27 protein-coding genes and 3 pseudogenes are annotated in these 21,954 nt (G+C 72.4%); 12 read left to right on the top strand and 18 right to left on the bottom strand.

Going from position 1 to position 21,954, the window contains the following annotated elements; translation table 11 throughout:
* The first annotated feature begins 35 nt into the window (after nt 1-35).
* Genes ACIP98_RS26720 through ACIP98_RS26710 form a run of 3 tightly spaced genes read left to right on the top strand, consistent with a single transcriptional unit; the run spans nt 36 to nt 2,830 of the window.
* Complete coding sequence (locus tag ACIP98_RS26720) at nt 36-1,448, top strand: pyridoxal phosphate-dependent decarboxylase family protein (RefSeq protein WP_401978306.1); 1,413 nt, start codon at nt 36-38, stop codon at nt 1,446-1,448.
* A gap of 33 nt (nt 1,449-1,481) precedes the next feature.
* Nucleotides 1,482-2,369, top strand: a complete 888-nt coding sequence (locus ACIP98_RS26715) for a YihY/virulence factor BrkB family protein (protein WP_319658603.1) — start codon at nt 1,482-1,484, stop codon at nt 2,367-2,369.
* Nucleotides 2,366-2,830 (top strand): hypothetical protein, encoded by a 465-nt coding sequence (locus tag ACIP98_RS26710; RefSeq protein WP_319658605.1) that lies wholly within the window; start codon nt 2,366-2,368, stop codon nt 2,828-2,830. Before ACIP98_RS26715 ends, ACIP98_RS26710 begins: the two co-directional genes overlap by 4 nt.
* A gap of 24 nt (nt 2,831-2,854) precedes the next feature.
* On the opposite strand, the gene ACIP98_RS26705 is transcribed toward ACIP98_RS26710, so the two are convergent.
* Entirely contained in the window at nt 2,855-3,427 is a 573-nt protein-coding gene (locus ACIP98_RS26705) for a 3'-5' exonuclease (protein WP_319658814.1), read from the bottom strand.
* A gap of 87 nt (nt 3,428-3,514) precedes the next feature.
* Nucleotides 3,515-3,886 (bottom strand): annotated as a pseudogene (locus ACIP98_RS26700) (ATP-binding protein); the annotation flags it as partial.
* Between the two features lie 70 nt (nt 3,887-3,956).
* On the opposite strand from ACIP98_RS26700, the pseudogene ACIP98_RS26695 reads away from it, so the two are divergent.
* Nucleotides 3,957-4,166 (top strand): annotated as a pseudogene (locus tag ACIP98_RS26695) (helix-turn-helix transcriptional regulator); the annotation flags it as partial.
* Here the strand turns inward: ACIP98_RS26695 and ACIP98_RS26690 are convergent.
* Nucleotides 4,070-4,318, bottom strand: a pseudogene (locus ACIP98_RS26690) (hypothetical protein); the annotation flags it as partial. The pseudogenes ACIP98_RS26695 and ACIP98_RS26690 overlap by 97 nt on opposite strands.
* Here ACIP98_RS26690 and ACIP98_RS26685 point away from each other — a divergent pair.
* The gene (locus ACIP98_RS26685) at nt 4,230-4,769 is read left to right on the top strand and encodes a DUF5753 domain-containing protein (protein ID WP_401978356.1); all 540 of its coding nucleotides are present in this window, start codon (nt 4,230-4,232) and stop codon (nt 4,767-4,769) included. The pseudogene ACIP98_RS26690 and the gene ACIP98_RS26685 sit on opposite strands and share 89 nt — an antisense overlap.
* A complete protein-coding gene (locus ACIP98_RS26680; RefSeq protein WP_401978304.1) occupies nt 4,766-4,978 on the top strand; it encodes a DUF397 domain-containing protein in 213 nt (70 codons plus the stop codon). The genes ACIP98_RS26685 and ACIP98_RS26680 overlap by 4 nt, the downstream gene beginning before the upstream one ends.
* On the opposite strand, the gene ACIP98_RS26675 is transcribed toward ACIP98_RS26680, so the two are convergent.
* The 3 genes from ACIP98_RS26675 to ACIP98_RS26665 all read right to left on the bottom strand — a co-directional run bounded on the left by ACIP98_RS26675 (nt 4,938) and on the right by ACIP98_RS26665 (nt 7,106).
* Nucleotides 4,938-5,333, bottom strand: a complete 396-nt coding sequence (locus tag ACIP98_RS26675) for a DoxX family protein (protein WP_319658608.1) — start codon at nt 5,331-5,333, stop codon at nt 4,938-4,940. The genes ACIP98_RS26680 and ACIP98_RS26675 overlap by 41 nt on opposite strands.
* Nucleotides 5,334-5,398: 65 nt before the next feature.
* On the bottom strand, nt 5,399-5,617 hold the full coding sequence (locus ACIP98_RS26670; protein ID WP_401978302.1) for a hypothetical protein: 219 nt from the start codon (nt 5,615-5,617) through the stop codon (nt 5,399-5,401).
* Between the two features lie 184 nt (nt 5,618-5,801).
* Nucleotides 5,802-7,106, bottom strand: a complete 1,305-nt coding sequence (locus ACIP98_RS26665) for a D-alanyl-D-alanine carboxypeptidase (RefSeq protein ID WP_319658610.1) — start codon at nt 7,104-7,106, stop codon at nt 5,802-5,804.
* 265 nt (nt 7,107-7,371) lie between these two features.
* On the opposite strand from ACIP98_RS26665, the gene ACIP98_RS26660 reads away from it, so the two are divergent.
* Nucleotides 7,372-7,647 (top strand): SCO4848 family membrane protein, encoded by a 276-nt coding sequence (locus ACIP98_RS26660; RefSeq protein WP_319658611.1) that lies wholly within the window; start codon nt 7,372-7,374, stop codon nt 7,645-7,647.
* 23 nt (nt 7,648-7,670) lie between these two features.
* Here ACIP98_RS26660 and ACIP98_RS26655 read toward each other — a convergent pair whose 3' ends face one another.
* Together ACIP98_RS26655 and ACIP98_RS26650 are read right to left on the bottom strand one after the other, a co-directional pair.
* On the bottom strand, nt 7,671-8,696 hold the full coding sequence (locus ACIP98_RS26655) for a UbiA prenyltransferase family protein (protein WP_401978299.1): 1,026 nt from the start codon (nt 8,694-8,696) through the stop codon (nt 7,671-7,673).
* Nucleotides 8,693-8,872 carry a hypothetical protein gene (locus ACIP98_RS26650; protein ID WP_319658613.1) on the bottom strand — a complete coding sequence of 60 codons (180 nt, stop codon included), beginning with the start codon at nt 8,870-8,872 and terminating at the stop codon, nt 8,693-8,695. Before ACIP98_RS26650 ends, ACIP98_RS26655 begins: the two co-directional genes overlap by 4 nt.
* A gap of 287 nt (nt 8,873-9,159) precedes the next feature.
* On the opposite strand from ACIP98_RS26650, the gene ACIP98_RS26645 reads away from it, so the two are divergent.
* Complete coding sequence (locus tag ACIP98_RS26645) at nt 9,160-9,555, top strand: ATP-binding protein (RefSeq protein WP_319658815.1); 396 nt, start codon at nt 9,160-9,162, stop codon at nt 9,553-9,555.
* A 26-nt stretch (nt 9,556-9,581) separates the two neighbouring features.
* On the opposite strand, the gene ACIP98_RS26640 is transcribed toward ACIP98_RS26645, so the two are convergent.
* The 4 genes from ACIP98_RS26640 to ACIP98_RS26625 form a co-directional block, all read right to left on the bottom strand.
* Nucleotides 9,582-10,289 (bottom strand): TetR family transcriptional regulator, encoded by a 708-nt coding sequence (locus tag ACIP98_RS26640; protein ID WP_319658614.1) that lies wholly within the window; start codon nt 10,287-10,289, stop codon nt 9,582-9,584.
* Nucleotides 10,290-10,299: 10 nt separating this feature from the next.
* Nucleotides 10,300-10,854, bottom strand: a complete 555-nt coding sequence (locus tag ACIP98_RS26635; protein WP_319658615.1) for a DCC1-like thiol-disulfide oxidoreductase family protein — start codon at nt 10,852-10,854, stop codon at nt 10,300-10,302.
* A gap of 5 nt (nt 10,855-10,859) precedes the next feature.
* On the bottom strand, nt 10,860-11,270 hold the full coding sequence (locus ACIP98_RS26630; protein WP_319658616.1) for a hypothetical protein: 411 nt from the start codon (nt 11,268-11,270) through the stop codon (nt 10,860-10,862).
* A 71-nt stretch (nt 11,271-11,341) separates the two neighbouring features.
* A complete protein-coding gene (locus tag ACIP98_RS26625; RefSeq protein WP_401978294.1) occupies nt 11,342-12,682 on the bottom strand; it encodes an MFS transporter in 1,341 nt (446 codons plus the stop codon).
* A 68-nt stretch (nt 12,683-12,750) separates the two neighbouring features.
* Between ACIP98_RS26625 and ACIP98_RS26620 the strand changes: the two genes are divergently transcribed.
* Nucleotides 12,751-13,329, top strand: a complete 579-nt coding sequence (locus tag ACIP98_RS26620) for a MarR family winged helix-turn-helix transcriptional regulator (protein WP_319658618.1) — start codon at nt 12,751-12,753, stop codon at nt 13,327-13,329.
* 159 nt (nt 13,330-13,488) lie between these two features.
* A complete protein-coding gene (locus ACIP98_RS26615) occupies nt 13,489-13,929 on the top strand; it encodes a DUF4234 domain-containing protein (RefSeq protein WP_401978290.1) in 441 nt (146 codons plus the stop codon).
* Nucleotides 13,930-13,950: 21 nt separating this feature from the next.
* Here the strand turns inward: ACIP98_RS26615 and ACIP98_RS26610 are convergent, their stop codons facing one another.
* Nucleotides 13,951-15,219 (bottom strand): D-alanyl-D-alanine carboxypeptidase family protein, encoded by a 1,269-nt coding sequence (locus ACIP98_RS26610; RefSeq protein WP_401978287.1) that lies wholly within the window; start codon nt 15,217-15,219, stop codon nt 13,951-13,953.
* Between the two features lie 126 nt (nt 15,220-15,345).
* Between ACIP98_RS26610 and ACIP98_RS26605 the strand changes: the two genes are divergently transcribed.
* Both ACIP98_RS26605 and ACIP98_RS26600 read left to right on the top strand, forming a co-directional pair.
* Nucleotides 15,346-16,596: a DUF4132 domain-containing protein gene (locus ACIP98_RS26605; protein ID WP_401978284.1), complete on the top strand. Its 1,251-nt coding sequence runs from the start codon at nt 15,346-15,348 to the stop codon at nt 16,594-16,596.
* Nucleotides 16,593-17,591 (top strand): hypothetical protein, encoded by a 999-nt coding sequence (locus ACIP98_RS26600; protein WP_319658626.1) that lies wholly within the window; start codon nt 16,593-16,595, stop codon nt 17,589-17,591. The genes ACIP98_RS26605 and ACIP98_RS26600 overlap by 4 nt, the downstream gene beginning before the upstream one ends.
* A gap of 66 nt (nt 17,592-17,657) precedes the next feature.
* Here ACIP98_RS26600 and ACIP98_RS26595 read toward each other — a convergent pair whose 3' ends face one another.
* The 5 genes from ACIP98_RS26595 to ACIP98_RS26575 all read right to left on the bottom strand — a co-directional run bounded on the left by ACIP98_RS26595 (nt 17,658) and on the right by ACIP98_RS26575 (nt 21,662).
* A complete protein-coding gene (locus ACIP98_RS26595; RefSeq protein ID WP_319658627.1) occupies nt 17,658-18,416 on the bottom strand; it encodes a succinate dehydrogenase iron-sulfur subunit in 759 nt (252 codons plus the stop codon).
* Nucleotides 18,416-20,170 carry a succinate dehydrogenase flavoprotein subunit gene (sdhA, locus tag ACIP98_RS26590; RefSeq protein ID WP_319658628.1) on the bottom strand — a complete coding sequence of 585 codons (1,755 nt, stop codon included), beginning with the start codon at nt 20,168-20,170 and terminating at the stop codon, nt 18,416-18,418. The genes ACIP98_RS26595 and sdhA overlap by 1 nt, the downstream gene beginning before the upstream one ends.
* A gap of 28 nt (nt 20,171-20,198) precedes the next feature.
* The gene (locus tag ACIP98_RS26585) at nt 20,199-20,669 is read right to left on the bottom strand and encodes a succinate dehydrogenase hydrophobic membrane anchor subunit (protein WP_319658630.1); all 471 of its coding nucleotides are present in this window, start codon (nt 20,667-20,669) and stop codon (nt 20,199-20,201) included.
* Between the two features lie 8 nt (nt 20,670-20,677).
* On the bottom strand, nt 20,678-21,058 hold the full coding sequence (gene sdhC, locus ACIP98_RS26580; RefSeq protein ID WP_319658631.1) for a succinate dehydrogenase, cytochrome b556 subunit: 381 nt from the start codon (nt 21,056-21,058) through the stop codon (nt 20,678-20,680).
* 127 nt (nt 21,059-21,185) lie between these two features.
* Nucleotides 21,186-21,662, bottom strand: coding sequence for a 2-oxo-4-hydroxy-4-carboxy-5-ureidoimidazoline decarboxylase (locus ACIP98_RS26575; RefSeq protein WP_401978355.1), 477 nt, complete (start codon nt 21,660-21,662; stop codon nt 21,186-21,188).
* Nucleotides 21,663-21,954 lie beyond the last annotated feature (292 nt).

Here is a 21,954-nt window from a genome sequence, read left to right as displayed (position 1 = left end):
GGACCCGCTGACCGCGGCGTGCCTAGGCTGCCGCCATGGATGCCCTCCTCGCGGCGGACCGCGACCGCTTCCCCGACCTCCTGCGCTCCGTCACGGATCTCGCCGCCCGTGAACTGGCCGCCGTCGACGAGCGGCCGGCCGCCCACCCCGGCCCGGCCCCCGCGCCGGAGCCGCTGCCGGATGCCGGGGTCGGTGCGGACGGCGCGCTGGAGCGCTTCGCGCGACGCTGGGCACCGGGGTTCTCGGGCAGTGCGGGTCCGCGGTACCTGGGCTTCGTCACCGGCGGTGCCACGCCCGCCGCCGTCGCGGGGGACTGGCTGACCGCCGCGTACGACCAGAACGCCGGTTCGGACACGGGCTCCTCGGCCGGCGCCCTGGAGCGCGAGACCCTGGCCTGGCTGCGTGAGCTGTTCGGCCTGGGCACCGCGCACAGCGGTGCGTTCGTCACCGGCGCGACGGTCTCCAACACCGTGGGTCTGGCCGTCGCCCGCGAATGGCTCGGCGAGCGGCAGGGCGTGTCGGTGTCCCGGGACGGCGTCGCGGCGCTCGGCCCCGTGACGGTGCTGTCCGGCGCGCCGCACTCCAGTACCGAAAAGGCCCTGTCGGTCCTCGGCCTCGGCCGCGCGTGCCTGACCCGTGTCCCGCTGCTGCCGGGCGGCCGCGAGGCGGTGGACGTCGCCCGGCTGGCGGAGGCGCTGGACGCGCTCGACGGCAGGCCCGCCATCGTGGTCGCCAACGCCGGCACCGTCGACACCGTGGACTTCGACGACCTGCGCGCCATCGCGGCCCTGAAGGACCGTCACGACTTCTGGCTGCACGTCGACGCGGCCTTCGGCGGTTTCGCCGCGCTGTCGCCCCGTCACGCCCGTCTCACCGCCGGGCTGGACGCAGCGGACTCGGTCTGCGTCGACCTCCACAAATGGCTCAACGTCCCCTACGACGCCGCCGTGCAGTTCACCCGCCGCCAGGACCTGCAGGCGCGGGTCTTCCACAACGCCGCGCCCTACCTGGGCCTGCCGGACCTGCCCGACCCCGACTTCCTGCACCTGACACCCGAGAGCTCCCGCCGCCTGCGCGCCCTGGCCGCATGGTTCTCGCTCACCGCCTACGGCCGGGAGGGCCATCGCGACATCGTCGAGCGCAACATCGCCCTCGCCCACCGCCTCGGGGACCGCATCGCCGGCACGGCGCACCTGCGGCTGCTCGCCCCCGTCCGGCTCAACGTGGTCTGCTTCACCTTCGCGGGCGAGGCCCCGGTGGAGGAACTCCGGGAGCGCGTCGCCGCCGCCGCCCGCGCCGTCGCCGCCTCCGGCGAGGCCTTCCTCACCCCGACGGTCCACGCGGGCGTGCCGGCCCTGCGTGCCGCCTTCAGCAACTGGCGGACGTCCGAGGCCGACACGGACCGTGTCTTCGAGGCGGTCACCGCCGCCACGGCGCCCGCCACCTAGAGTGCAGGGGGTGACGGAGGGTAGGCGCGCGGTATGGAATGGCTGACGAAAATCCCGGTGATCGGTCCGTGGATCGCGCGGCTCATGCGCACCCACGCCTGGCGCACCTACGAGCACCTGGAGAGCGTCCACTGGACGCGGCTCGCCGCCGCCATCACCTTCGTCAGTTTCGTGGCGCTCTTCCCGCTGCTCACCGTCGGCGCCGCGGTCGGGGCGGCACTGCTGTCCCCCTCCCAGCTCAAGCAGCTCCAGGACAAGCTCGCCGAACAGGTGCCGGGGATCGCCGACAAACTCAACATCAACGGGCTGGTGGACAACGCCGGCACCGTCGGGGCCATCGCCGCGATCCTGCTGGTCCTCACCGGCGTCAGCTGGGTCGCCGCTCTGCGGGACTGCCTGCGCGCCATCTGGCACAAGGACGACGAGAACGGCAACCCCTTCCTGGACCGGCTCAAGGACCTCGGCGTCCTGATCGGCCTGGGCGCGGTGGCCCTGCTCTCCGTGGCCTGCTCGACCCTCGCGGGCTCCGCCATCAACCGCCTGGGCGACGCCGTCGGCCTGGACGAGAACGGCCCCGGCCGGGTCCTGCTGTCCGTCGTGGGCTTCTGCGTCGCCGTCCTCATCGACGTCGGCATCTTCGCCTACCTGCTCACCCTGCTGCCGGGCGTGCGCCCCGACCGGCGCGACGTGATCGTGGCGAGCCTGATAGGAGCCGTCGGCTTCGAGGTGCTGAAGCTGCTGATCAGCGGCTATCTGCAGAGCGTCGCCACCAAGAGCATGTACGGGGCCTTCGGGGTGCCCATCGCGCTCCTGTTGTGGATGAACTTCACCGCAAAGCTGCTGCTGTACTGCGCGGCGTGGACGGCCACGCCGCACAGCGCCGAGCTGCGGGCCGCGGCCGGGACCAAGGAGCCGAGTTGACCGAGATCGCCCTGAACGAGGCCGTCGCCTGCCTCGTCCCCTACACGTTGACCGGGATCGACCGGGACGGGCTCACCGGCGTCTTCGCGTTCGCGACCCGTGAGTCCCTGACGCCCGGCGCGGTCCTCCAGGCGCACTGCCCGTTCCGGATGACGCACGGGGGCGACCTCGTGCTCGGCTCCGAGGACATGCGGTGGCCGAAGGCCCGCGGCGCCGACCCCGTGGTCGCCCTCGCCGACTCCACCACGCGCTACGACGCGCAGGCGCGCGAGCTGTGCGGGCGATTGGGCGACCATCCGCTGGACGTCGTGCGCTCCACCCTCGGGGACGGCGGGCGCGTCACGGTGGAGATGGAGGACGCCTGGGTCCTGGAGGTCCTCCCGGTCACCTCCGAACCCGCCGAGTCCTGGCGCGTCTTCTTCCGCGGCGGCGACCACGTCAGCTACCGCGGCACGCCGTGACGCGCCCCGCCGCGCCGGGAGCGGTCAGCGGCCCGGCAGGCCCGGCCAGGCGCCGAGGCGGGTGAGCGCCAGGGCGAGGGCGGCGATGTTCCAGGAGTCGTGCTCGCCGCAGTGGTGACGGCCTTCGAGCGGGAGCCCGGCGATCTGCAGGGCCTCGACCATGCCGGGCCGCTTGGCCAGGCCGTGCGCTTGAGTGAAAAGTGTCTTGACGTTGATGTGCCGGCTGCCGAAGGGGTATGTCGTCCCGGTCGCCCGGCACTGCCGGTTGAACTGGTGCCGGTCGTAGTCGCCCCAACTGGCCCACGCACGGGGGCCGGCGTGGTGCTCGGCCGCCAGGAGCTTGCAGGCGTCGGCGAAGTCGACGCCCTGATCGACCTCGGCCTGCGTGAGCCCGGTCAACTCGGTGCAGAAGTCGCTCACCTGCGACCGCGTGGGCCGTACGAGGATGCGGTGCCGGGCGACGCGCTCGCCCCGGGCGAGGTCCACGACGGTCAGACCGATCTCGATGATCTCGCTCACCGCTCCGGGCGGCGGCTCGCCGTCCCAGCAGGTCGCCTCGACATCGATGACGTTCAGCAGTCCCTCATCACTCTCCATGACGGGAAACAGTACGTCTGTTTCCGGCCATGGGTCACTACTCTTTGCGCAGGCATTTACCACTCTCAGTTCGAACCAGACCGTTTTGCCGATCCCGTACGGACGGGGCTGGACATCCCACGCGTCCGCCAGCGCCTCCACCAGCCCCAGACCGCGCCCCGACTCGTCCTCCGGTGACGCGGCTCGCGGACGCGGGTGGGTGTCGCTCGCGTCGCACACCTCCACCCGCAGCCGGTCCCCGGTCAGGACGGCCCGCGCCGCCACGTGGCGGTCCGGCGGTACCCGGGCATGGCGGACGGCATTGGTCAACAGCTCGCTCAGCAGCAGCACCGCCGTCTCCGTGGTCTCCACGGGCAGACCCCACACCGCGGCCTGCTCGCGCAACCGCGCCCGCGCGAGGCGCACACTGCGGGCCCGGCGCGGAAAGCGCCACTCCGTCGGGGGAGTTGTCTCGTTCATGACTCCAAAGGTGCAGGTCAGTGCGTAGCCTCGGAAGTGACCAGGCGTGTACGGAGGGTGGTTGTACCCCATGGCGAGCGAGACGTCCCCGCCCCCGATGGCGTGGCGCTACTGCGGCAACCAGGTCAAGCTCTGGCGCGAACAGGCGGGCGTCTCCCGCGAACAGCTCGCCGACGAGGCGGGTTACGGCTGCGAGACGGTGCGCTCCATGGAGCTCGGCCGGCGCCGGCCCACGATCCGGCTCCTCCAGGTCGCCGACCAGATGTGCGGCGCGGGCGGCAAACTCACGGCGGCGGACGCGTTCCTGAAGCCGGAGCGGTTCCCTTCGTATTCGCAGGACTTCATGCGGTACGAGGCGGAGGCCATCGCCCTCGGCTGGTACGAGACCCAATTCGTCCCTGGGCTGCTGCAGACCGAGGAGTACGTCCGTGAACTGTTGGCGTCCCATTGGCCGCCCCTGGGCGCGGAGACCATGGAGGAGCGGGTTGTCGGCCGCCTGGAACGTCGGGCTCTGCTCCGCGAGCAGACGAAGTCGTTCAGCTTCGTTGTCGAGGAAGGTGTCCTGCGCCGCCGGTGGGGTACGAGCGAAGCGCGAGTTCGGCAGCTGCGGCATCTTCTGGGGGTGGCGGCGCAGCGCAATGTGACGATTCAGATCATGCCGACATCAGGACGGTTCCATCCGGGACTACAGGGGCCCTTTGTTCTCCTTGAGACCCCTGATCACGACCATCTGGCATACGAGGAGGGGCAGGTGGCGGGCGTACTCCACGCGGACCCGGCGAAGGTCAGCGTCTTCATGCGGCGTCATGACATGATCGCGCGGCTGGCCCTCAGCCCGGAGGGGTCGGAACGGTTGATCGTTGAGTTGGCGGAGGAACCGTGAGCGGTGAACTGACGTGGTTCACGTCGAGCCACAGCAATTCCGACGGAGGCGCCTGCGTCGAGGTCGCGTTCGGCCCCGGGGCCGTCCTCGTGCGGGACTCCAAGGACAGGGCCGGGGCCAGGCTGACGTTCACGCCCGACGCATGGCGCGCGTTCGTCGGGTTCGCGGTCACGCACGACGCAGGCGGCGCCAGGCGACGAGACCCATGAGCAGGCCGATGACGACCGGTGTGGCGACGTTCTCGCCGTCGAAGCAGGCGATCTGGAACAGCGCGGCCCCGGTCATGAGGCCGATGAAGGCGATCGCGGTGATGCCGGCGAGGCGCGGGAGGACGAGGCCGACGGCGCCGGCGAGTTCGAGGGTGCCGATGAGGTACATGAACCACGTGCCGTAGCCGATCGTGTCGAAGCTCTGGACCGCCGACGGGTGGGCGATGAGCTTCGGCATGGCGCTGGCGAACGCGAAGAACAGGGCGAGGACGATCTGCAGCGTCCACAGGACGGCGTTCGCGCGGCGGCCCGGGCGCGGAACGGCGGGAGCGGACGCGGGAGCGGCGGCGGTCATGGTGGTCTCCTCCGGTGTCGGGTGTACGGGGAGGTGGACCGGCGGACCGCCGCCGACTCATCGGTTCAGCGCAGGAAGTGCGCGACCGTGAACCAGGTGACGGCCAGGACGACCGCGGTGACCAGGATGAATCCCGCCAAGTAGGTCCCCGCGACGACCGCCCCGGGAGCGGCGGCCGCCCAGCCGAAGCGGGCGGCGGGAATCCTGGTGCGCAAGGCGGCCCGGACGCAGTAGACGGCGACCGCGAGCCCCATGACGAGTCCGATGACGGACAGTACGCCCATTGACCTTTTCCCCTCGGTGTCCCCGTGTTCCCGCGTCCCTGTCCCCTGGGTCATGTCCGGGGCGGGGGTCCGTGCCACCTGCACGGTGGGGGGCGGTCGGAGCGGGGTGGGCGCACGCGCCGCATGAGCGCCGTCGAGCGCCCCCGCGGGAAGCGCGGGGGCCGGACGGGAGCGGCGACGGGGCCTAGGACCGGTCGGCGCCGGCCTCGGCGGTGGTGGTCCGCTTCGGGAGCGGCCAGCGCTTGCGGACGAAGAAGCCGACCGCGGCGACGACCAGGGCCGATCCGCCGGTGACGGCGAGCGCGGTCCACAGACCGCCGCCGGACGAGGTGGCCGCGGACGCGGACGTGGTGTCGGCCGGGTTGCCCGCCCGGGCGGTGCCGGCGGGGGACGGCGCGGGCGACGGCGATGCGGTGGCGAGGGCCGACTTCGGGGGCACGAGGACACCGACCGGGGTCACCTTGCCGTCCGCCTTGAACCCCCAGTCGAACAACTGCCTGGCCTCCTTGTAGACCATGTTGTGGCCCTCGCTCGGATGCATGACGGTGACGAGCAGCGTGCGGCCGCCGCGCTGGGCGACCCCGGTGAAGGTGTTGCCGGCCTTGCTGGTGTAGCCGTTCTTGACGCCGGCTATGCCCTGGTACGACGGCAGGTCGTAGTCGCCGGTGAGCAGGCGGTTGGTGTTCTGGATCTCGAAGGTCTCGCGCTTCTTCGTCGCCTTCTTGCCACCCTTGGCCTTCGTGGTCTTCCACTCGCCGGGGAACCTGGCCCGCACGGTCGAGCAGTAGTCGCGGAAGTCGGGGTTCTGCAGGCCGGAGCGCGCGAAGAGGGTGAGGTCGTAGGCCGAGGAGACCTGGCCCGGCATGTCGTACCCGTCGGGGGACACGACCTCGGTGTCGCCGGCCTGCAGGTCCTCGGCCTTGGCCTGCATCTCCAGGACGGTGGCGTCGACACCGCCGTTCATGGCGGACAGCACGTGCACCGCGTCGTTGCCGGAGCGGAGGAAGACGCCCAGCCACAGGTCCTTGACGGTGTAGGTCAGGTTCTCCTTGATGCCGACCAGGCTGCTGCCCGCACCGACGCCGTCGAAGTCGGAGACCGCGACCTTGTGCGTCTGCGTCTTGTCGAACTTCGGCAGCACGGTGTCCGCGAACAGCATCTTGAGCGTGCTCGCCGGCGGCAGCCTCCAGTGCGCGTTGTGGGCGGCGAGGACCTCGCCCGACTCGGCGTCCGAGACGATCCAGGAGCGGGCGGTGAGTTTCGCCGGCAGTGCCGGGGCGCCGCCGAGCGGGTCGACCTGCGTGCCCGGCGCTCCCAGCCGTTCGCCACCCACCGTCGACATGCCCGCGGGCGGGGTCGGGGTGGGGGTCGGTGAGGGGCCCTTCGCGTGGGCGAGGGGGGCGGTCGTCAGGACCGCTCCGCAGGACAGCGCGAGGGCGGACACGACCAGGGCAGGGCGGCGCACGGACCGGCGGGAGGAGTTGGGCACGGGGAGAAGCTACAGGGAGAGGGTGACGTGACGGCAGCCGCGGGGGCTGATCCTGGCCGTGACCGTTCCCACGCCCCCGGAGTGCAACCATCCACCGTGCGCGGCCGTCTCGTTCGGAGCCGGGGTGCGTCCCCGGCCGGGGAGTAGGGACGGCGGACCGTCCCCACAGCGGGCATAACGGGATGGAATTGGATATCGGGGGCACGTGGCGGCCTCGTCGCGGCCCCCGTGCCGGGGCCCGCGAAGGGGCCCGCATACTGGACGTATGAAGCTCAGCCGCCCCGTGTCCTGGTTCCTGGCCGCCTTCGGGGTGTGGAGCTGGATCGTCTGGACCACCTTCGTCAAGAACCTGTGGAAGGACGCGAGCGGGCTCGCGTTCGAAGGCGGTGACCACGGCTCGCCGACCACGTACTTCTGGGTGCACCTCACCCTCGCGATCACCTCGCTCGCGCTCGGCACCGCGATCGGCGTGATCGGCGTGCGCGGATTGCGGGCACTGCGCCGCTCCACGCCGGACGCGGTGACCTCGACGCGGCCCTGACCGGGGCGGTGCCGGGGTGGCCGCTAGGCCATGCGCGGCCCGGAGGACCCGGCCGCGGCCTCCGCTTCGGTGAACGGCACGGTCGAGCGGGTGACCGGACCGTATTTGGCCATCGTGGCGGCCTGGCCCGCGGTCACCGCGAGCAGGGCGGCCAGGGCGGCCGACTCCGCGAGCGCGGTCCAGTGGGCCTGGAGCATCGACAGGTGCGCCAGGAGCAGCAGGATCATCCCGCGCCCCACGACGGCGACCGCGGAGATCAGCGCCTCCTCCCGCCGGTGGCCGGGCCCGGTGGCCAGGGCGCGCAGCAGCCACAGGGCCCCGGCCAGGCAGAGGCCGGTGCTGAGGGCGTACGCCGGCCCGGGACGGGCGGCCGCGATCAGCACCGTCGTGCCGATCACCCAGCAGCAGGCGCTGAAGAGGCAGGTCGGACCGCGTCCGTGACGCACCAGGAAGGTCCGCTTGCCGAACAGCGCGTCACCGCGCAGATCACGGAAGTCCTTGAGCAGGATCCGTCCGATGAAGCCGATGTACAGGCCCGCCAGCAGCAGCAGGTCGCCCGGCCGCACCGCGTGGCGGGCGGCGAACACGCCCACGAAGTAGGGCACGGCGACGTAGCAGGCCGGCAGCACGAGCGCCGCGACCGCGCCCCGGTCCGCCAGACGCACCGGGCGCAGGGAGTAACCGGCGCTGACCGCGAGCCCGGCGGCCGTGACGGCGGCGGCCCGCGGATCGAGGGCGAGGCTGACCCCCAGCGCCACGGCACCCGATGTGACCGCCACCACGACCATGTCCCGCGCCGCCGCGCTGCCCGTCACCAGCGGCCGTCCGGCCGCACCGGGGAGATTGATCCGGTCGACGGCCACGTCGGCCAGGTCGTTGCAGGCCACCGAGAACAGCAGGAAGCCGAGGACCGCCATGAGCGATCCGGCCAGCGGCACGGGGTCCTGGCCGTGGCCGGCCCGGCTCAGGCCGACCGCCGCGTAGAGCGCCAGGAGCAGGGCCACGGGGGGCCTGCTCAGCAGCACCAACAGGCGCACACGTGCCCTCATTTGTTGCTCCCCCAGTTCGAGAGTGCGACGGAGGCGAGGACGAGCACGCCGACGACCGCGAGCCCCGTCATCCCCAGGACGACCGCCAGGACGACACCCGCGGTGGCCCAGGGGGACCTGCGGGGGCGGCGCGACGGCGGATGGTGCGGCGGATCGGCTGACGGATCATCAGGCATGGTCGGCCCCTCGTTGAGTGCTGCTCCCGCAGCTCCTGCTGCTCCCGACGCCACGATTATCGGGAGCGCTCAGTCCCCGGCCATGAGTACGGATACTCAGGTTCCCCGCGGCGGCCGCCGCGACGGCCGGTAGCACGAACGTGACCCGCGCCATGCCCGGCGTTCGAGTTTGGCCGGAAAGTGCCCACCGGGAGCGGCAATTCCGGCGTCCGGCGCTTCGGCGGCCCCGAATCCGGAAATGCATGCCGCAACGGTGAAGGGGGAGGTTCGCTCATGGGGAGGGTGACCTGATGAGGCGGAGCACGTTCCGGCTGCCCAGACATCCCACGTCGGTAGGACTGGCCCGGCACCGGGTCCGCGACCACCTGGTGGGATGGGAGCGGGGGAACGAGACGGTGGAGTCCGTGGTTCTCGTCGTGTCGGAGCTGGCCACCAACGCCGTGCGCCACAGCCCGCTGCTGGAGCGGGAGTTCGAGGTGGCGGTGACGATCGAGGCGGACGGCTCCTGCGTGGTGGAGGTGTCCGACGGCGCCGCGCACGTGCGTCCGGTGCCCCGCGAGGCCGCCGACGGCGACGAGTCGGGGCGGGGCCTGCGCCTGGTGGAGGCGCTGTCGCGGAACTGGGGTGTGCGCGAACGCGGCCGGGACGGCAAGACGGTGTGGGCCGTGCTGGCCTCCGCCTGAGCGGCGCACCGGGTCCGCGGAGGGCCCTACCGCTCGAAGAGGAACTCCTTGAGCAGTTCGCGCACCTCGCGCACGATCGGCCGCAGCAGCCGGTAACGGGAGAGCTTGAGGATGCGCGCGCCGAGCGGTGCGGTGCGGGCCACCAGCCGGCGCGTGCGCTCGCAGTCGGGGGAGTGGTCGAAGACCCAGTAGACGACGATGCCCATCTGGTACATCCACATCAGCTCGGGCAGCACCTCGGCCAGTTCGGCGTCGAGCTTGATGTCCGAGCCGGAGAGCACCCGTTCGTGGATCGAGATCGCCGCGTCGCGCGCCGGGTGCGACTCGGGGGAGAACGGGCTGAGCGGACTGGCCGGGTCGGCGGCGTTCTTGAAGAACTGCGCCGCGAACTGGTGGTAGGGGCGCGCGACGTCCAGCCAGGCGTCCATGACCGTGAGCAGCCGCCCGGCCAGGTCCTTGGTCCCGCCCTCCGCCAGTACCCCCTGGACCGCGGCCTCGTGGTCGGCGGCGAGCCGGCCGTAGAAGCCCTGGACGAGATGTTCCTTGCCGGCGAAGTAGTAGTAGGCGTTGCCGACCGAGACCCCGGCCTCGTTGGCGATGGCACGCATCGTCGTCTTGTCGTAGCCGCGCTCCTCGAAGAGCCGCAGGGCGGTCTCGAGGATCAGGGCCCGTGTCTGCTCGCTCTTGGCGGTGCGCGGGGTTCCGGTGGTCCTGCCGGGGGGTGCTTCGTCCACGGTCGAGAGCCTAACGGGGCGGTGCGCAGCCGCCCGCGCAGGCGCCGGGTGCGGCGGGGGAGTCCGGGCCGGCGGGGCCGCCGGTGCGGGTCCAGCCGTCCTCGGGGTGGTACGTCCAGCCGTCGGCGGTCCCGTGGACCCGGCCGCCCCAGCCGGGACCTGCCGCCCCGCGGTTCCACTGGGACTCGCGGTAGCGGGCGGCCATGAGCACGGCGCCGCGGGCGAGCGGCGCGCCGGTGCGGGTGCTGAGCCTGTGCGCGGTGGGCCGGTACTCCGACAGCGCCCACAGGCAGACCAGCCAGGCGCCGTCGCCGCGGTAGACCTGGCCCGCGTCGCCGATGACGGTGATCTCGCGCAGGGTCGAGGCGTGGTCCAGCCGCGGGAAGCGGCGCCGCGCCTCGTCGGAGCCGACCGGGACCGTCTCCAGGGGAACGAGCTGCCGTTGGCGGGAGAGCCAGTCCCGGACGAAGGAGCACAGCCGGCAGTCGGGGTCGTACAGGACGGTCAGCCGGCGGACCGGCACCGGGGCCGCCGTGGCGGCCCCGGTCGCTGGGGTGCGGTCCATCACCGTCACACCCCGGGGACGGCCGGGGGCGTCCAGCCCTGCGGCGCGACCGGCGGGGTCTGCTCGCGGTCCATCACGCCGCGGCGGCGGATCTTGTTCAGGACGTAGACGTTGCACAGGTGCAGCACACCGAGCACCAGCAGGACGACGCCCAGCTTGACCGACAGCGCCTCGAAGAGGCCGCGGGCGTTGTCGACGGCGTCCGCGTTCTTCAGGTAGAGGGCGACGAAGCCCAGGTTCACGAGGTAGAAGCCGACCACCAGGAGGTGGTTGACGGCATCGGCGAGCTTCTCGTTGCCGTGCAGGACGTCTTCGAGGAAGACCTTGCCCGCCTTGCTGAGCGTCCGGGCCACCCACACCGTCAGCGCGACGCTGACCAGCAGGTAGATGACGTATGCGACGACCGTGAGGTCCATGGGTCCCACCCTTGTTTGAACGTGTTCAAAACCCGTTGCGGGACTGACTGTAGACCTGTTTTTGAACACGTTCAAGTCGCTTGCGGGCCAGGGTTTCCGGGCTTTCCGGTGGGTGCGGCAGTGGGTGCGGCGGTGGGTGCGGACGCGCCGGGTTGGGACCCGGCGGGCACCGACGAGCCGACCGTGCGGACGCCCGGCACCGCCGCCGTCGCGAGGCAGGCGATCGCCACCAGCGCCGCGCACACCCCGAGCGGTGCCGCGCTGCCCCACGCGGCCGCGGCCGGCGGTGCGAGCGCGTAACCGAACGGCATCGCGGCGAGCGACAGCAGCCAGTCGTACGAGGTGACCCGGGCCAGCGCCTGCGGCGGCACCTGCTGCTGGACGACGGTCTCCCAGACCGGGCTCAGGAAGCCGAGCGCGGCCATCGCGAGACCGTAGGCCGCGATCAGCAGTGGCGCCGGGGCGGCCACGGCGAGCAGGGTCAGCGGCAGCGCGTACGTCGCCAGGCCGAGGTTGGCGATCAGCACCGGGCGGCGGGGCCGCAGCCGGGCGGCCGGCAGCGAGCCGAGGACCAGGCCGATCGCGCCGGCCTCCAGCACCCAGAACCAGACGCCCTCGCCGCCGAGCCGGGCGATCACGACGGCCGGCCCGAGGGTGGTGAGCACGGCGGCGGCGCCGTTCCATGTGGCGTGCGCCACCAGGCTGGTCCAGTACCAGTCACGAGAGCGGACCTCCCGCCAGCCCTCCTTGAGGTCGGTGAGCACCGACGCCCGCGGCAGGGGGACGCGTGCGACCCTGATGGCGGTCAGCAGGGCCGCGCTCACCGCGAACGACGCCGCGTCCAGCATGAAGGCCAGGCCCGGTCCGGCGGCCCAGATCAGCGCCGCCGCCAGCCCCGGCCCGCACAGCCGGGTGGCGCTGCTCGCCATGCCCATCAGCGCGTTGGCCCTGCGGCGCGCCTCGCCGTCGGCGGACGCGGCCACGGTGCCGGCCACGAGCGGCGACTGCGTCGGCATGGCGAAGGCCGAGGCGGCGCCGCCGACCGCCTCGGCGGCGGCGATGTGCAGCAGGACCGGGTCGCCGCCGAGGAGGCCGAGCAACTCGGCCCCGACCAGGAGTTGGGCCACGCAGCGCACGAGGTCGGTGGTGAGGGCCACCCGGCGGGCGTCGAAACGGTCCGCGACCACCCCGCCCAGCGGCAGGAGCAGCAGTCGCGGCACCGTCGCACAGCCCAGTACGAGTGCGAGTGCCGAGACGTCGCCGGTCACCCGGGTCACCGCGATGACCAGCGCGGCGGGTACGACCCCGTCGCCGAGCAGGGAGAGCAGGCGGCCGGTGAACAGCAGGCGGAAGGCGCGGAGCCGGAGCGGATGCGCCGGGCGCGGTGGATGCGTCGGTGTCATGGGGACCATGAGGACGCAATGTATTTTGGTGTCGAATGATTCGCCACCGAAATTTATGGTGCCGTAGGATTCAGGCCATGACAGCAGAGCCACCGGGTGCGACCGGCACGGAGCGGGACTGGACCGACGGCCATGTCGAGCGCTGGCTGCCCGTCCTGCCGGACCTCGATCCCGACATCGAGGGCGCCGTCACCCGGATGAAGCTGGTCACCAGGCATCTGCAGAAGGTCCGCGAGCAGTCGCTGGCCTCCCACGACCTCCAGGGGCACGAGTTCCACACCCTGCACGCGCTCGCCGGGCGCGGCGGCCGTGCCGTCCCCTCCGAACTCGCCGCCGACCTCGGCCTCGCCCCCGCGTCCGTCACCGGCCGGGTCGACGGCCTCGAACGCCGCGGCTACGTCCGCCGCACGCACTCCAGCACCGACCGCCGCCGCGTCGACGTCGAGCTCACCGACGACGGCCGCGCCGCCTGGCTCGGCGCGATGGACGTGCTGGGGCACGAGGAGTACCGGCTGCTCGGCGCCCTCGACGCGGGTGAGCGCAGGATGCTGTCCGACCTGCTGCGCCGTGTGATGGCGGTCGCCGAGGCGGGGGGTACCGAAACGGACGCCGGCGGGACGGACGGCGGCGGTGCGGGCGGTACCGGGGCGAAGTGAGCGGCGGCGACCGCCCCGTACATGTCGTACACGCCATCGCCATATCCTGACCCGGGAGTCTGTGCGGAATATGTCGCCGCCGACCCCTGACACTCGGCTGAACCGCCGAGTAGTTTTGCCTTCCTCGCCACCTTCGCCGGCATATCGCTCGGGGGCAGCATGTTGTACAACGAGGACCGGTACCGGACCCTGACCCGTCCGGTCGTCCCGGTTTTCCCCGTCACCACCCGCACGTACCTCGCCACGCCCTCCGGCGAACTGCGCCGCCCGGGCCGCGTGTGGCTCCTGGGCGCCTCGACCCTCGGCGTCTACTGGCTGGTCTGGTACTACCGTGCCAACCGCGAACTGCGCGACTTCGACCCCGGGATCAAGGTCCGTCCGGCCCTCGCCGTACTCGCGGTCTCCCTCGGCGCCCTGCTGCTGCTGCCCGCCGCGGTCTCCCTCTACAACACCGGCTGCCGCATCGCCCGCGCGCAGCGCCGCGCCGGTCTCTCCGGCTCGGCCTCCGGCTTCAAGGGCGTCCTCCTCGTGCCGGCCCTCGGTCTGATGCCCTTCTACTACCAGGAACAGCTCAACCGGGTGTGGGTCGCCCGCAACTAGGGCGGGGCCCGGCGCCGCCCCTCACGAGGGGCGCCTTCGCCGCCCGCCGGGTCGTTCCGAGGTCCGATCCGGGACCCGTTCCTGGGTGGGCGCGCCCGTCCGTGCGCCGGACCTGGTGCCCGTCCGCGGGGCGGCCTGGGTGCCGGCGCCGGATCGCCGGCGGCGACCGCCGTCCGCCACGGCCCTCGGCCGCGGACGCCGGCGGATCGCCAGGATGAAGGCCGCGACCAGCGCCACCAGCCCCGCCTCCGCCCCCGGCCCGAACCACCCGGAGCCCTTCGCCGCCGTCGTCGCGCTCACCTCGCCGCCGCCGCGCGGCGTCGGGGACGACTTCAGCTCGCTGAGCGGCGGCACCAGCGCCCCTACCGGGGTCACCCGGCCCGTCGCGCCGAACCCCCAGTCCAGCAGCGCGGCGGCCTCCTTGTAGACCTCGTCGTACCCCGACTCCGGGTGCATCACGGTGACGAGCAGCGTCCTGCCGTCGCGCTCCGCCGCGCCGGTGAAGGTGTTGCCGGCGTTCGTCGTGTAGCCGTTCTTCACGCCGATCACGCCCTGGTAGCGCCCCAGCAGCCGATTGGTGTTCTGGATCTCGAACGTGCTGCCGTGCTCCCCGGGGAAGTGCGCCACCTGGGTCCGGCAGTAGTCCCGGAAGTCCGGATTGCGCAGCCCGGCCCGCGCGAACAGCGTCAGGTCGTACGCCGACGACAGCTGTCCCGGCGTGTCGTAGCCGTCCGGGCTCACCACGTGTGTGTCGTTCGCCTGCAGCTCCAGCGCCCTGGCCCGCATCTCCCGCACGGTCCTGTCCACGCCGCCGTTCATGGAGCAGAGCACGTGCACCGCGTCGTTCCCCGACCGCAGGAACACCCCGAGCCACAACTGCTCGACCGTGTACGTGATCCCCGCCTCGATCCCGACCAGGCTGCTCCCCGCTCCTATGTCCGCGAGGTCCTCCGCCGTCACCCGGTGCCTCAGCGACCGGTCGAACTTCGGCAGCACCGTGTCCGCGAACAGCATCTTCAGCGTGCTCGCCGGCGGCATCCTGCGATGCGCGTTGTACGCCGCCAGCACCTCGCCGGAACCGGCGTCCGCCACGACCCACGACAGCGAGTTCGTCTCCGGCAGGTCCGGCGCGCCGCCGTCCACCTGGACCCCGGAACGGGCCAGCCGCTCACCGCCGATCACGGATCTGCCGGCGGCCGCGGCGGAGCCGGACGCCAGAAGGGCGGAGGGGAGGGCGGCCGCTGCCAAGCCGAGCGCGCCGCGACGTGAGATGGGGGGGAAGTCGCGCACCGCAAGACCGTACAAGCGATGGCGCCCCGACGGGGAACAGGGGGCGGGTCCCGGCGGAAAGTGGCACTCGTTCGGACGGTGGTGGACGGGGGTCCGCTGTCAGTCCCCCTCTCTACGCTCGCGGACATGGGGACTGGAACGGTCGTCGGGGAGACGGAGCAGGCCGTTCCCGCGTACGGGCTGAGCGGCCTGGGGCGGGGCGTGTGGCGGCTGGGCGGGGTGAGCGCCGAGCTGGAGGTACGGGGCGGGAAGGTGGCGCTGGGCTGGCGGGATGCCGCGGGCAGGGCCGTACGGGGGGTGCCGGGGTGCGTGCGGCGGGAGCACGCGGGGGAGCTGGCGCCGCTGCGGGCCGCCGTGCGGGACATAGAGCAGGCGCTGGCGGCCCAGGCCGCCCGGCTGGAGCGGGAGTTCCTGCGGGGCCGCCCGTGGGCGTACGACGCGTGGCGGGAGCGGTGCCTCGACCACCCGCTCGTGGGAACGCTCGCCCGGCGCCTGCTGTGGACGGTGGACGGTGCGGCGTGCGCCCACACGGACGGAGCGCTGCGCACGCTGACGGGGGAGCGGGTCGACGCGGGCCGGGCGGTGGAGTTGTGGCATCCGCTCGGCCGGGACCGCGCGGAGGTCGCCGCCTGGCGTACCCGGCTGGAGCGGCACGGCATCACGCAGCCCTTCCCGCAGGCCCACCGCGAGGTCTGCGCCGCCGAACCCGCCGCAGGGCACCTTCTGCGTGAGGACCGGTTCGACGCGCGGGCCCGCGCCCTCGGGTGGCGGTACACGCCGGGCGACGGCGCCCGCGGCTCCGCCACGCGTGACCTGACGCACTGGGGGGTGCGCGCGGAGCTGCCGATCGAGGCCGTGCCGTACGCGGGGGGCCGGGCCCTGGCCCCGGGTGTGCCGCGGTTCCACCCGCTCGGGTCCGCCGGCGTTCCGCCGCTCGTCGTCAGCGAGGTCGGGCGGGACGTCGGCCTGCTCGTGGACGCCGCCGGTATCGGCAACGACGCCGCCCCCGCGGGTGGTCAGGACCGCGCCCTGTGGGCCTCCTGCGCCTTCGGGGAGCTCACCCCGGCCGCCCGGACCCGCCGCGACGTACTGACCCGCCTCCTGCCGCGCCTCGCCGTGGGGGACCGCTGTCGCACCGAGGGCCGGTTTCTGCACGTCAGCGGAGTCCGTCATGCCTACCGGATCCACCTCGGCTCCGGCCGCGTACTCCTGCCCGGCGACCGCCACCTGCCCCTCGCGACGGCCGGCTCCCGTGCCCCGCAGCCGAGTTGGCTTCCCCACGAGGGCGACCGCATGCTGTCGGTCGTCCTCGGCACGGCGCAACTGCTCGCACGCGACAGCGAGATCACCGACCCGACGATCGTGGCGCAGCTGTGAGCCCGGCGCGCACGTACCGTCCCTCGCCCTGGGAGGACCCGGACCGGGCCGGCCTCGTGGCCCGCCTCGCCGCACAGGGGGAACCGGCCGCTCTCGCCGACGAGTTGCTGCACCGGAGCGAGGGCGTCGGCCACCGGACGGCGGCCGTCCTGCGGGCCATGCCCGAGGAGCGGCGCCGGGCTCTGGCCGGGGTCGTCGTCGCGCGTATCGGTGGCGCCGCCTGTGCCGGAGACGCGCGTCGAAGTGGCATGGTGCTGCTGGCCGTGATCTCGCGGGGCTTCCCGCACCAGGCGTGGTGCGAACAATGGAACGCCCTCCTGGAGGGCTGGGCGCGTCGCTGGTACTCCTCGGGCACCAGCGACGAACTGCCCGCCCTCGCCGAGGCCCTGCTCGACGCCGGACGGCCCCTGTCGGGCGAGGTGGTCGGGTTGCTCCGCAGATCCGCTGACGACGGCTGCCTCGACTGGGCGGGCATGCTCCTGGACCGCCTGCCGGAGCCGCCCGTGAACCCCGGCGAGCCCTGGGCCGACCGCGTCCTCGCGCAATTGCCGCAACTCGGCGAGGGATGGCGGCGGTTGATCCCGCATCTGCGTGCCGCGAAGCCGGCTCCCAGCGAGCGCTGGGACCGGGCGGCCGCGGCGGTCCTCGACGGTATCGACGCCGGGACCGTGCGCCGGACCGTCACCCCATGGCTCGCCCTCGCCGTCCACGGCGGCAGCGCCCGCGGGGGCGGCCACGACCCCTGGAACCTCACCGGCGTCCGCGGCCTCGCGTGGCTGCTGTCGTCCCCGGCGCTGCCCCCGCACCCGGAGACGGTCCGCACGCTGGGCGCCCTCGTCGAACGGTCACCGGTCAAGAACGTCGTCGCCGGCGCCGGGGTGCGCGCCCTGGCCCGCCTGGCCTGCGGGGCCGGGCAGGAGGAGCTGCGCAGGCTTGCCGGGAGTGTCAGCCACACGGTCACCCGCAGGCAGATCCAGAACGCGCTGACGAGGTGAACGGCCGAGGGCCCCGCACCCGGTGAAACGGGTGCGGGGCCCTCGGGCGGACCTGGGGAGGCGGGATCAGAAGCGACGCGTGATGAGCGCGCGCTTCACCTCCTGGATGGCCTTGGTGACCTCGATGCCGCGCGGGCAGGCGTCGGTGCAGTTGAACGTGGTGCGGCAGCGCCACACGCCGTCCTTGTCGTTCAGCACCTCGAGGCGCTGCTCGCCCGCCTCGTCACGCGAGTCGAAGATGAAGCGGTGCGCGTTGACGATGGCCGCCGGACCGAAGTACTGGCCGTCGTTCCAGAACACCGGGCAGGACGACGTGCACGCGGCGCACAGGATGCACTTGGTCGTGTCGTCGAAGCGCGCGCGGTCCTCGGGGGACTGCAGGCGCTCGCGGGTCGGCTCGTTGCCCTTGGTGATCAGGAAGGGCATCACGTCCCGGTAGGCCTGGAAGAACGGGTCCATGTCCACGATCAGGTCCTTCAGGACCGTCAGGCCCTTGATGGGCTCGACCGTGATGGGCTTCTCCGGGTTGATGTCCTTGATGAGGGTCTTGCAGGCCAGGCGGTTGCGGCCGTTGATGCGCATGGCGTCGGAGCCGCAGATGCCGTGGGCGCAGGACCGACGGAACGTCAGCGTGCCGTCCAGGTCCCACTTGATCTTGTGCAGGCCGTCGAGGACCCGCTCCTTGGGGTCGATCTCGAGCTGGAAGTCCTGCCACGTGGGCTCCGCGGAGACCTCCGGGTTGAACCGGCGGATCCGGAAGGTGACGGTGATGTAGGGCGAGGCCTGGGCCTCGGCCTCGACCTTGTCGAGGGTCGCGGTGCTCATCAGTACTTACGCTCCATGGGCTGGTAGCGGGTCTGCACGACCGGCTTGTAGTCGAGACGGATCGCTTCGGTGCCGTTGGCACCCACTTCGCGGTACGCCATCGTGTGCCGCATGAAGTTGACGTCGTCGCGGTTCGGGTAGTCCTCGCGGTAGTGACCGCCGCGGGACTCCTTGCGAGCCAGGGCGGAGACCGCCATGACCTCGGCGAGGTCGAGCAGGTTGCCCAGCTCGATGGCCTCCAGCAGGTCGGTGTTGAAGCGCCGGCCCTTGTCCTGGATCGAGACGTTCCTGTACCGCGCGCGCAGCTCGCCGATCTTCTCGACCGCGGTCTTGATGGTCTGCTCGGTGCGGAAGACCATGACGTTGGCGTCCATGGTCTCCTGCAGCTCCTTGCGGAGCGTCGCCACCCGCTCGTTGCCGGTGGAGGCGCGCAGGGTCTCGACCTGGCTCTCGACCAGCTCGGCCGGGTTCTCGGGGAGCTCGACGTAGTCGGCGGTGGCCGAGTAGTCCGCGGCGGCGATGCCGGCGCGGCGCCCGAAGACGTTGATGTCGAGCAGCGAGTTGGTGCCGAGGCGGTTGGCGCCGTGCACGGAGACGCAGGCGACCTCGCCGGCGGCGTACAGGCCCGGGACCACGGTGGTGTTGTCCGCGAGGACCTCGCCCTGGACGTTGGTCGGGATGCCGCCCATGGCGTAGTGCGCGGTGGGCTGGATCGGGATCGGGTCCGTGTAGGGCTCGATGCCGAGGTAGGTGCGCGCGAACTCCGTGATGTCCGGGAGCTTGGCGTCCAGCTGCTCCGGGGGCAGGTGGGTGAGGTCGAGGTAGACGTGGTCGCCCTCGGGACCGCAGCCGCGGCCCTCCCGGATCTCGGTGTAGATCGCGCGGGAGACGACGTCGCGCGAGGCGAGGTCCTTCATGACCGGCGCGTACTTCTCCATGAAGCGCTCGCCGTCCTTGTTGCGGAGGATGCCGCCCTCACCGCGGGCGCCCTCCGTCAGCAGGATGCCCATGCGCCAGATGCCCGTCGGGTGGAACTGGAAGAACTCCATGTCCTCCAGCGGCAGACCGCGGCGGTAGACGGCGGCCTGGCCGTCACCGGTGAGGGTGTGCGCGTTGGAGGTGACCTTGAAGAACTTGCCGGTGCCGCCGGAGGCATAGACGACCGACTTCGCCTGGAAGACGTGGATCTCGCCGGTGGCCAGCTCGTAGGCGACCACGCCGGCGGACTTCTTGACGCCGTCCTCCTCGACCAGCAGCTGGTCCAGGACGTAGAACTCGTTGAAGAACTCCACGCCCTCCTTGACGCAGTTCTGGTACAGCGTCTGGAGGATCATGTGACCGGTGCGGTCGGCCGCGTAGCACGCGCGGCGGACCGGGGCCTCGCCGTGGTTGCGGGAGTGCCCGCCGAAGCGGCGCTGGTCGATCCGGCCCTCGGGCGTGCGGTTGAAGGGCAGGCCCATCTTCTCGAGGTCGAGGACCGCGTCGATGGCCTCCTTCGCCAGGATCTCGGCGGCGTCCTGGTCGACCAGGTAGTCACCGCCCTTGATCGTGTCGAAGGTGTGCCACTCCCAGTTGTCCTCCTCGACGTTGGCGAGGGCGGCGGCCATGCCGCCCTGGGCCGCGCCGGTGTGGGAGCGGGTGGGGTAGAGCTTCGTCAGCACGGCGGTGCGGCTGCGCTTCGTCGCCTCGATGGCGGCGCGCATGCCGGCGCCGCCCGCGCCGACGATGACGGTGTCGTACTTGTGGATCTGCATGGGGGGTCGCTTCCCTGTCCAGCCCTGGCTAGCGGATGTTCGGATCGAAGGTGAAGATCACCAGCGTGCCGAGGAGAATGGTGAACGCCGTCGCCGTGTACAGCAGCATCTTCAACCAGAACCGGGTGTTGTCCCGCTCGGCGTAGTCGTTGATCACGGTGCGCAGGCCGTTGCCGCCGTGCAGCATGGCCAGCCACAGCATGATCAGGTCCCAGGTCTGCCAGAAGGGGGACGCCCAGCGGCCGGCCACGAAGGCGAAGCCGACCTTGGTCACGCCGCCGTCGAGGACGAGCTGGATCAGCAGGTGGCCGAGGACCAGGACCACGAGCACGATGCCGGACAGGCGCATGAACAGCCAGCCGTACAGCTCGAAGTTGGTCCGGGTGGCGCGCGGCGTGCGCTTCGAACGGGCGCGCGGCGCCTCGATGAAGGGAGCCGGGTTGTCAGGGCCGTAGGCGGCGCTGGAGGAGCTGAGCTCCACGTGGTCGGTTGCGGACATGAATGGACTCAGCTCCCGAACAGCACTCGAGCGGCGTGACCGAGGACGGGGTAGATCGCCCCGATCATCAGGACGACCCAGATTCCGACGACCGACCACAGCATCTGCTTCTGGTACTTCGGGCCCTTGGACCAGAAGTCGACGGCGATGACGCGCAGGCCGTTCAGAGCGTGGAAGAGGACAGCGGCGACCAGCCCGTATTCGAGAAGGCTGACGATGGGCTGCTTGTAGGTGTCGACGACCTTGTCGTAGTCCTCGGGGGAGACCCGCACCAGTGCGGTGTCGAGGACATGGACGAACAGGAAGAAGAAGATGAGGACACCGGTGACGCGATGAGCCACCCATGACCACATGCCTTCCCGGCCGCGGTACAACGTTCCAGCCGGCACGGAAAAAACCCTCCGGGAGCGGTGAGGGGCCTGCCGGCTTCGTTTGGTCGGTCGGGCCCGGCCGGGTACGGTCCTCCGGCCCTGGCCATCGTAGCGACGGCCTGTCGGCTACGTCCTGCCGGGTCCGTCAGGTGTGATCGATCCCGCACGGGTGGGTGTATCCACCGGGAACCCCTTGTCCCGCCGGGTCGTCCCCGCGGGCGAGGCGGGCCAGCCGGGTGCGGGTCACCCGGCGCAGCTCCTCGGCGGCGACCACGCGTTCCTCGTCGGGGTCGTGGCCCAGGCGGCGGCGCAGCGAGGCGAGCAGCTGGCCGAGGGTCTCGTCGGGGTCGACCCCGTCCAGGCTGACGACGAAGACATGGCCGAAGCGGGCCTCGTAGGCGGCCTGGGCGGCCCGCAGCGCGGTGTGCGCGGCGAGGCTGCCGCGGGTGGGCGCGATGTCCGGCGGGGCGCCCGCGGCCTCGCCCGCGAGGGCTTCGGCCAGGTCGGCGGGGGACAGGTCGTAAGCGGCCTCGTCGGCGGCGGCGAGCAGCGCGTCCACGTCCGGGTAGGGACGGTGGGCGGCGACCCGGCGGGCCCAGCGCAGGCTGCCGCAGCAGCCCAGCAGGGCGGCCTCGGCAACCGCGGGCGGGGCGTCGTTGAAGCCGTCCAGGCCGCCGCGCGGGCGCCCGGGGGGCGGTCCCGGACGGGACGGCCGGGCCGCGCGCTCGGCGCCGCGGGACTGCGGCGGGAGCAGCGGCGGTGTCGTCGGCTGGGCGGACGGAGTGTCGCTGGTCAGCGGTGCTCTCCTGGAACTGCGGGGGGACTGCGGGGTGGGGGGACTGCGCGGCGCCGCGGGTCATGCGGGGGACGACGGAACTGACGGTGACGCGTGGGGCGTCCGTGGGAGTGGACGG

The organism is Streptomyces sp. NPDC088354 (assembly GCF_044753585.1).
Taxonomy (GTDB): domain Bacteria; phylum Actinomycetota; class Actinomycetes; order Streptomycetales; family Streptomycetaceae; genus Actinacidiphila.
This window is presented reverse-complemented; position numbering and strand designations above follow the sequence as displayed.

Bases quoted from the DNA above. Each gene is read 5' to 3' on its own strand.
- ACIP98_RS26685 (WP_401978356.1), top strand. From the start codon at position 4,230: ATGCGGTACGAGGCGGAGGCCATCGCCCTCGGCTGGTACGAGACCCAA.
- ACIP98_RS26670 (WP_401978302.1), bottom strand. From the start codon at position 5,617: ATGGGCGTACTGTCCGTCATCGGACTCGTCATGGGGCTCGCGGTCGCC.
- ACIP98_RS26705 (WP_319658814.1), bottom strand. From the start codon at position 3,427: ATGGAGAGTGATGAGGGACTGCTGAACGTCATCGATGTCGAGGCGACC.
- ACIP98_RS26630 (WP_319658616.1), bottom strand. From the start codon at position 11,270: ATGGACCTCACGGTCGTCGCATACGTCATCTACCTGCTGGTCAGCGTC.
- ACIP98_RS26715 (WP_319658603.1), top strand. From the start codon at position 1,482: ATGGAATGGCTGACGAAAATCCCGGTGATCGGTCCGTGGATCGCGCGG.
- sdhA (WP_319658628.1), bottom strand. From the start codon at position 20,170: ATGCAGATCCACAAGTACGACACCGTCATCGTCGGCGCGGGCGGCGCC.
- ACIP98_RS26660 (WP_319658611.1), top strand. From the start codon at position 7,372: ATGAAGCTCAGCCGCCCCGTGTCCTGGTTCCTGGCCGCCTTCGGGGTG.
- ACIP98_RS26605 (WP_401978284.1), top strand. From the start codon at position 15,346: ATGGGGACTGGAACGGTCGTCGGGGAGACGGAGCAGGCCGTTCCCGCG.
- ACIP98_RS26655 (WP_401978299.1), bottom strand. From the start codon at position 8,696: ATGAGGGCACGTGTGCGCCTGTTGGTGCTGCTGAGCAGGCCCCCCGTG.
- ACIP98_RS26585 (WP_319658630.1), bottom strand. From the start codon at position 20,669: ATGTCCGCAACCGACCACGTGGAGCTCAGCTCCTCCAGCGCCGCCTAC.
- ACIP98_RS26720 (WP_401978306.1), top strand. From the start codon at position 36: ATGGATGCCCTCCTCGCGGCGGACCGCGACCGCTTCCCCGACCTCCTG.
- ACIP98_RS26615 (WP_401978290.1), top strand. From the start codon at position 13,489: ATGTTGTACAACGAGGACCGGTACCGGACCCTGACCCGTCCGGTCGTC.
- ACIP98_RS26635 (WP_319658615.1), bottom strand. From the start codon at position 10,854: ATGGACCGCACCCCAGCGACCGGGGCCGCCACGGCGGCCCCGGTGCCG.
- ACIP98_RS26625 (WP_401978294.1), bottom strand. From the start codon at position 12,682: ATGGTCCCCATGACACCGACGCATCCACCGCGCCCGGCGCATCCGCTC.
- ACIP98_RS26620 (WP_319658618.1), top strand. From the start codon at position 12,751: ATGACAGCAGAGCCACCGGGTGCGACCGGCACGGAGCGGGACTGGACC.
- ACIP98_RS26675 (WP_319658608.1), bottom strand. From the start codon at position 5,333: ATGACCGCCGCCGCTCCCGCGTCCGCTCCCGCCGTTCCGCGCCCGGGC.
- ACIP98_RS26650 (WP_319658613.1), bottom strand. From the start codon at position 8,872: ATGCCTGATGATCCGTCAGCCGATCCGCCGCACCATCCGCCGTCGCGC.
- ACIP98_RS26595 (WP_319658627.1), bottom strand. From the start codon at position 18,416: ATGAGCACCGCGACCCTCGACAAGGTCGAGGCCGAGGCCCAGGCCTCG.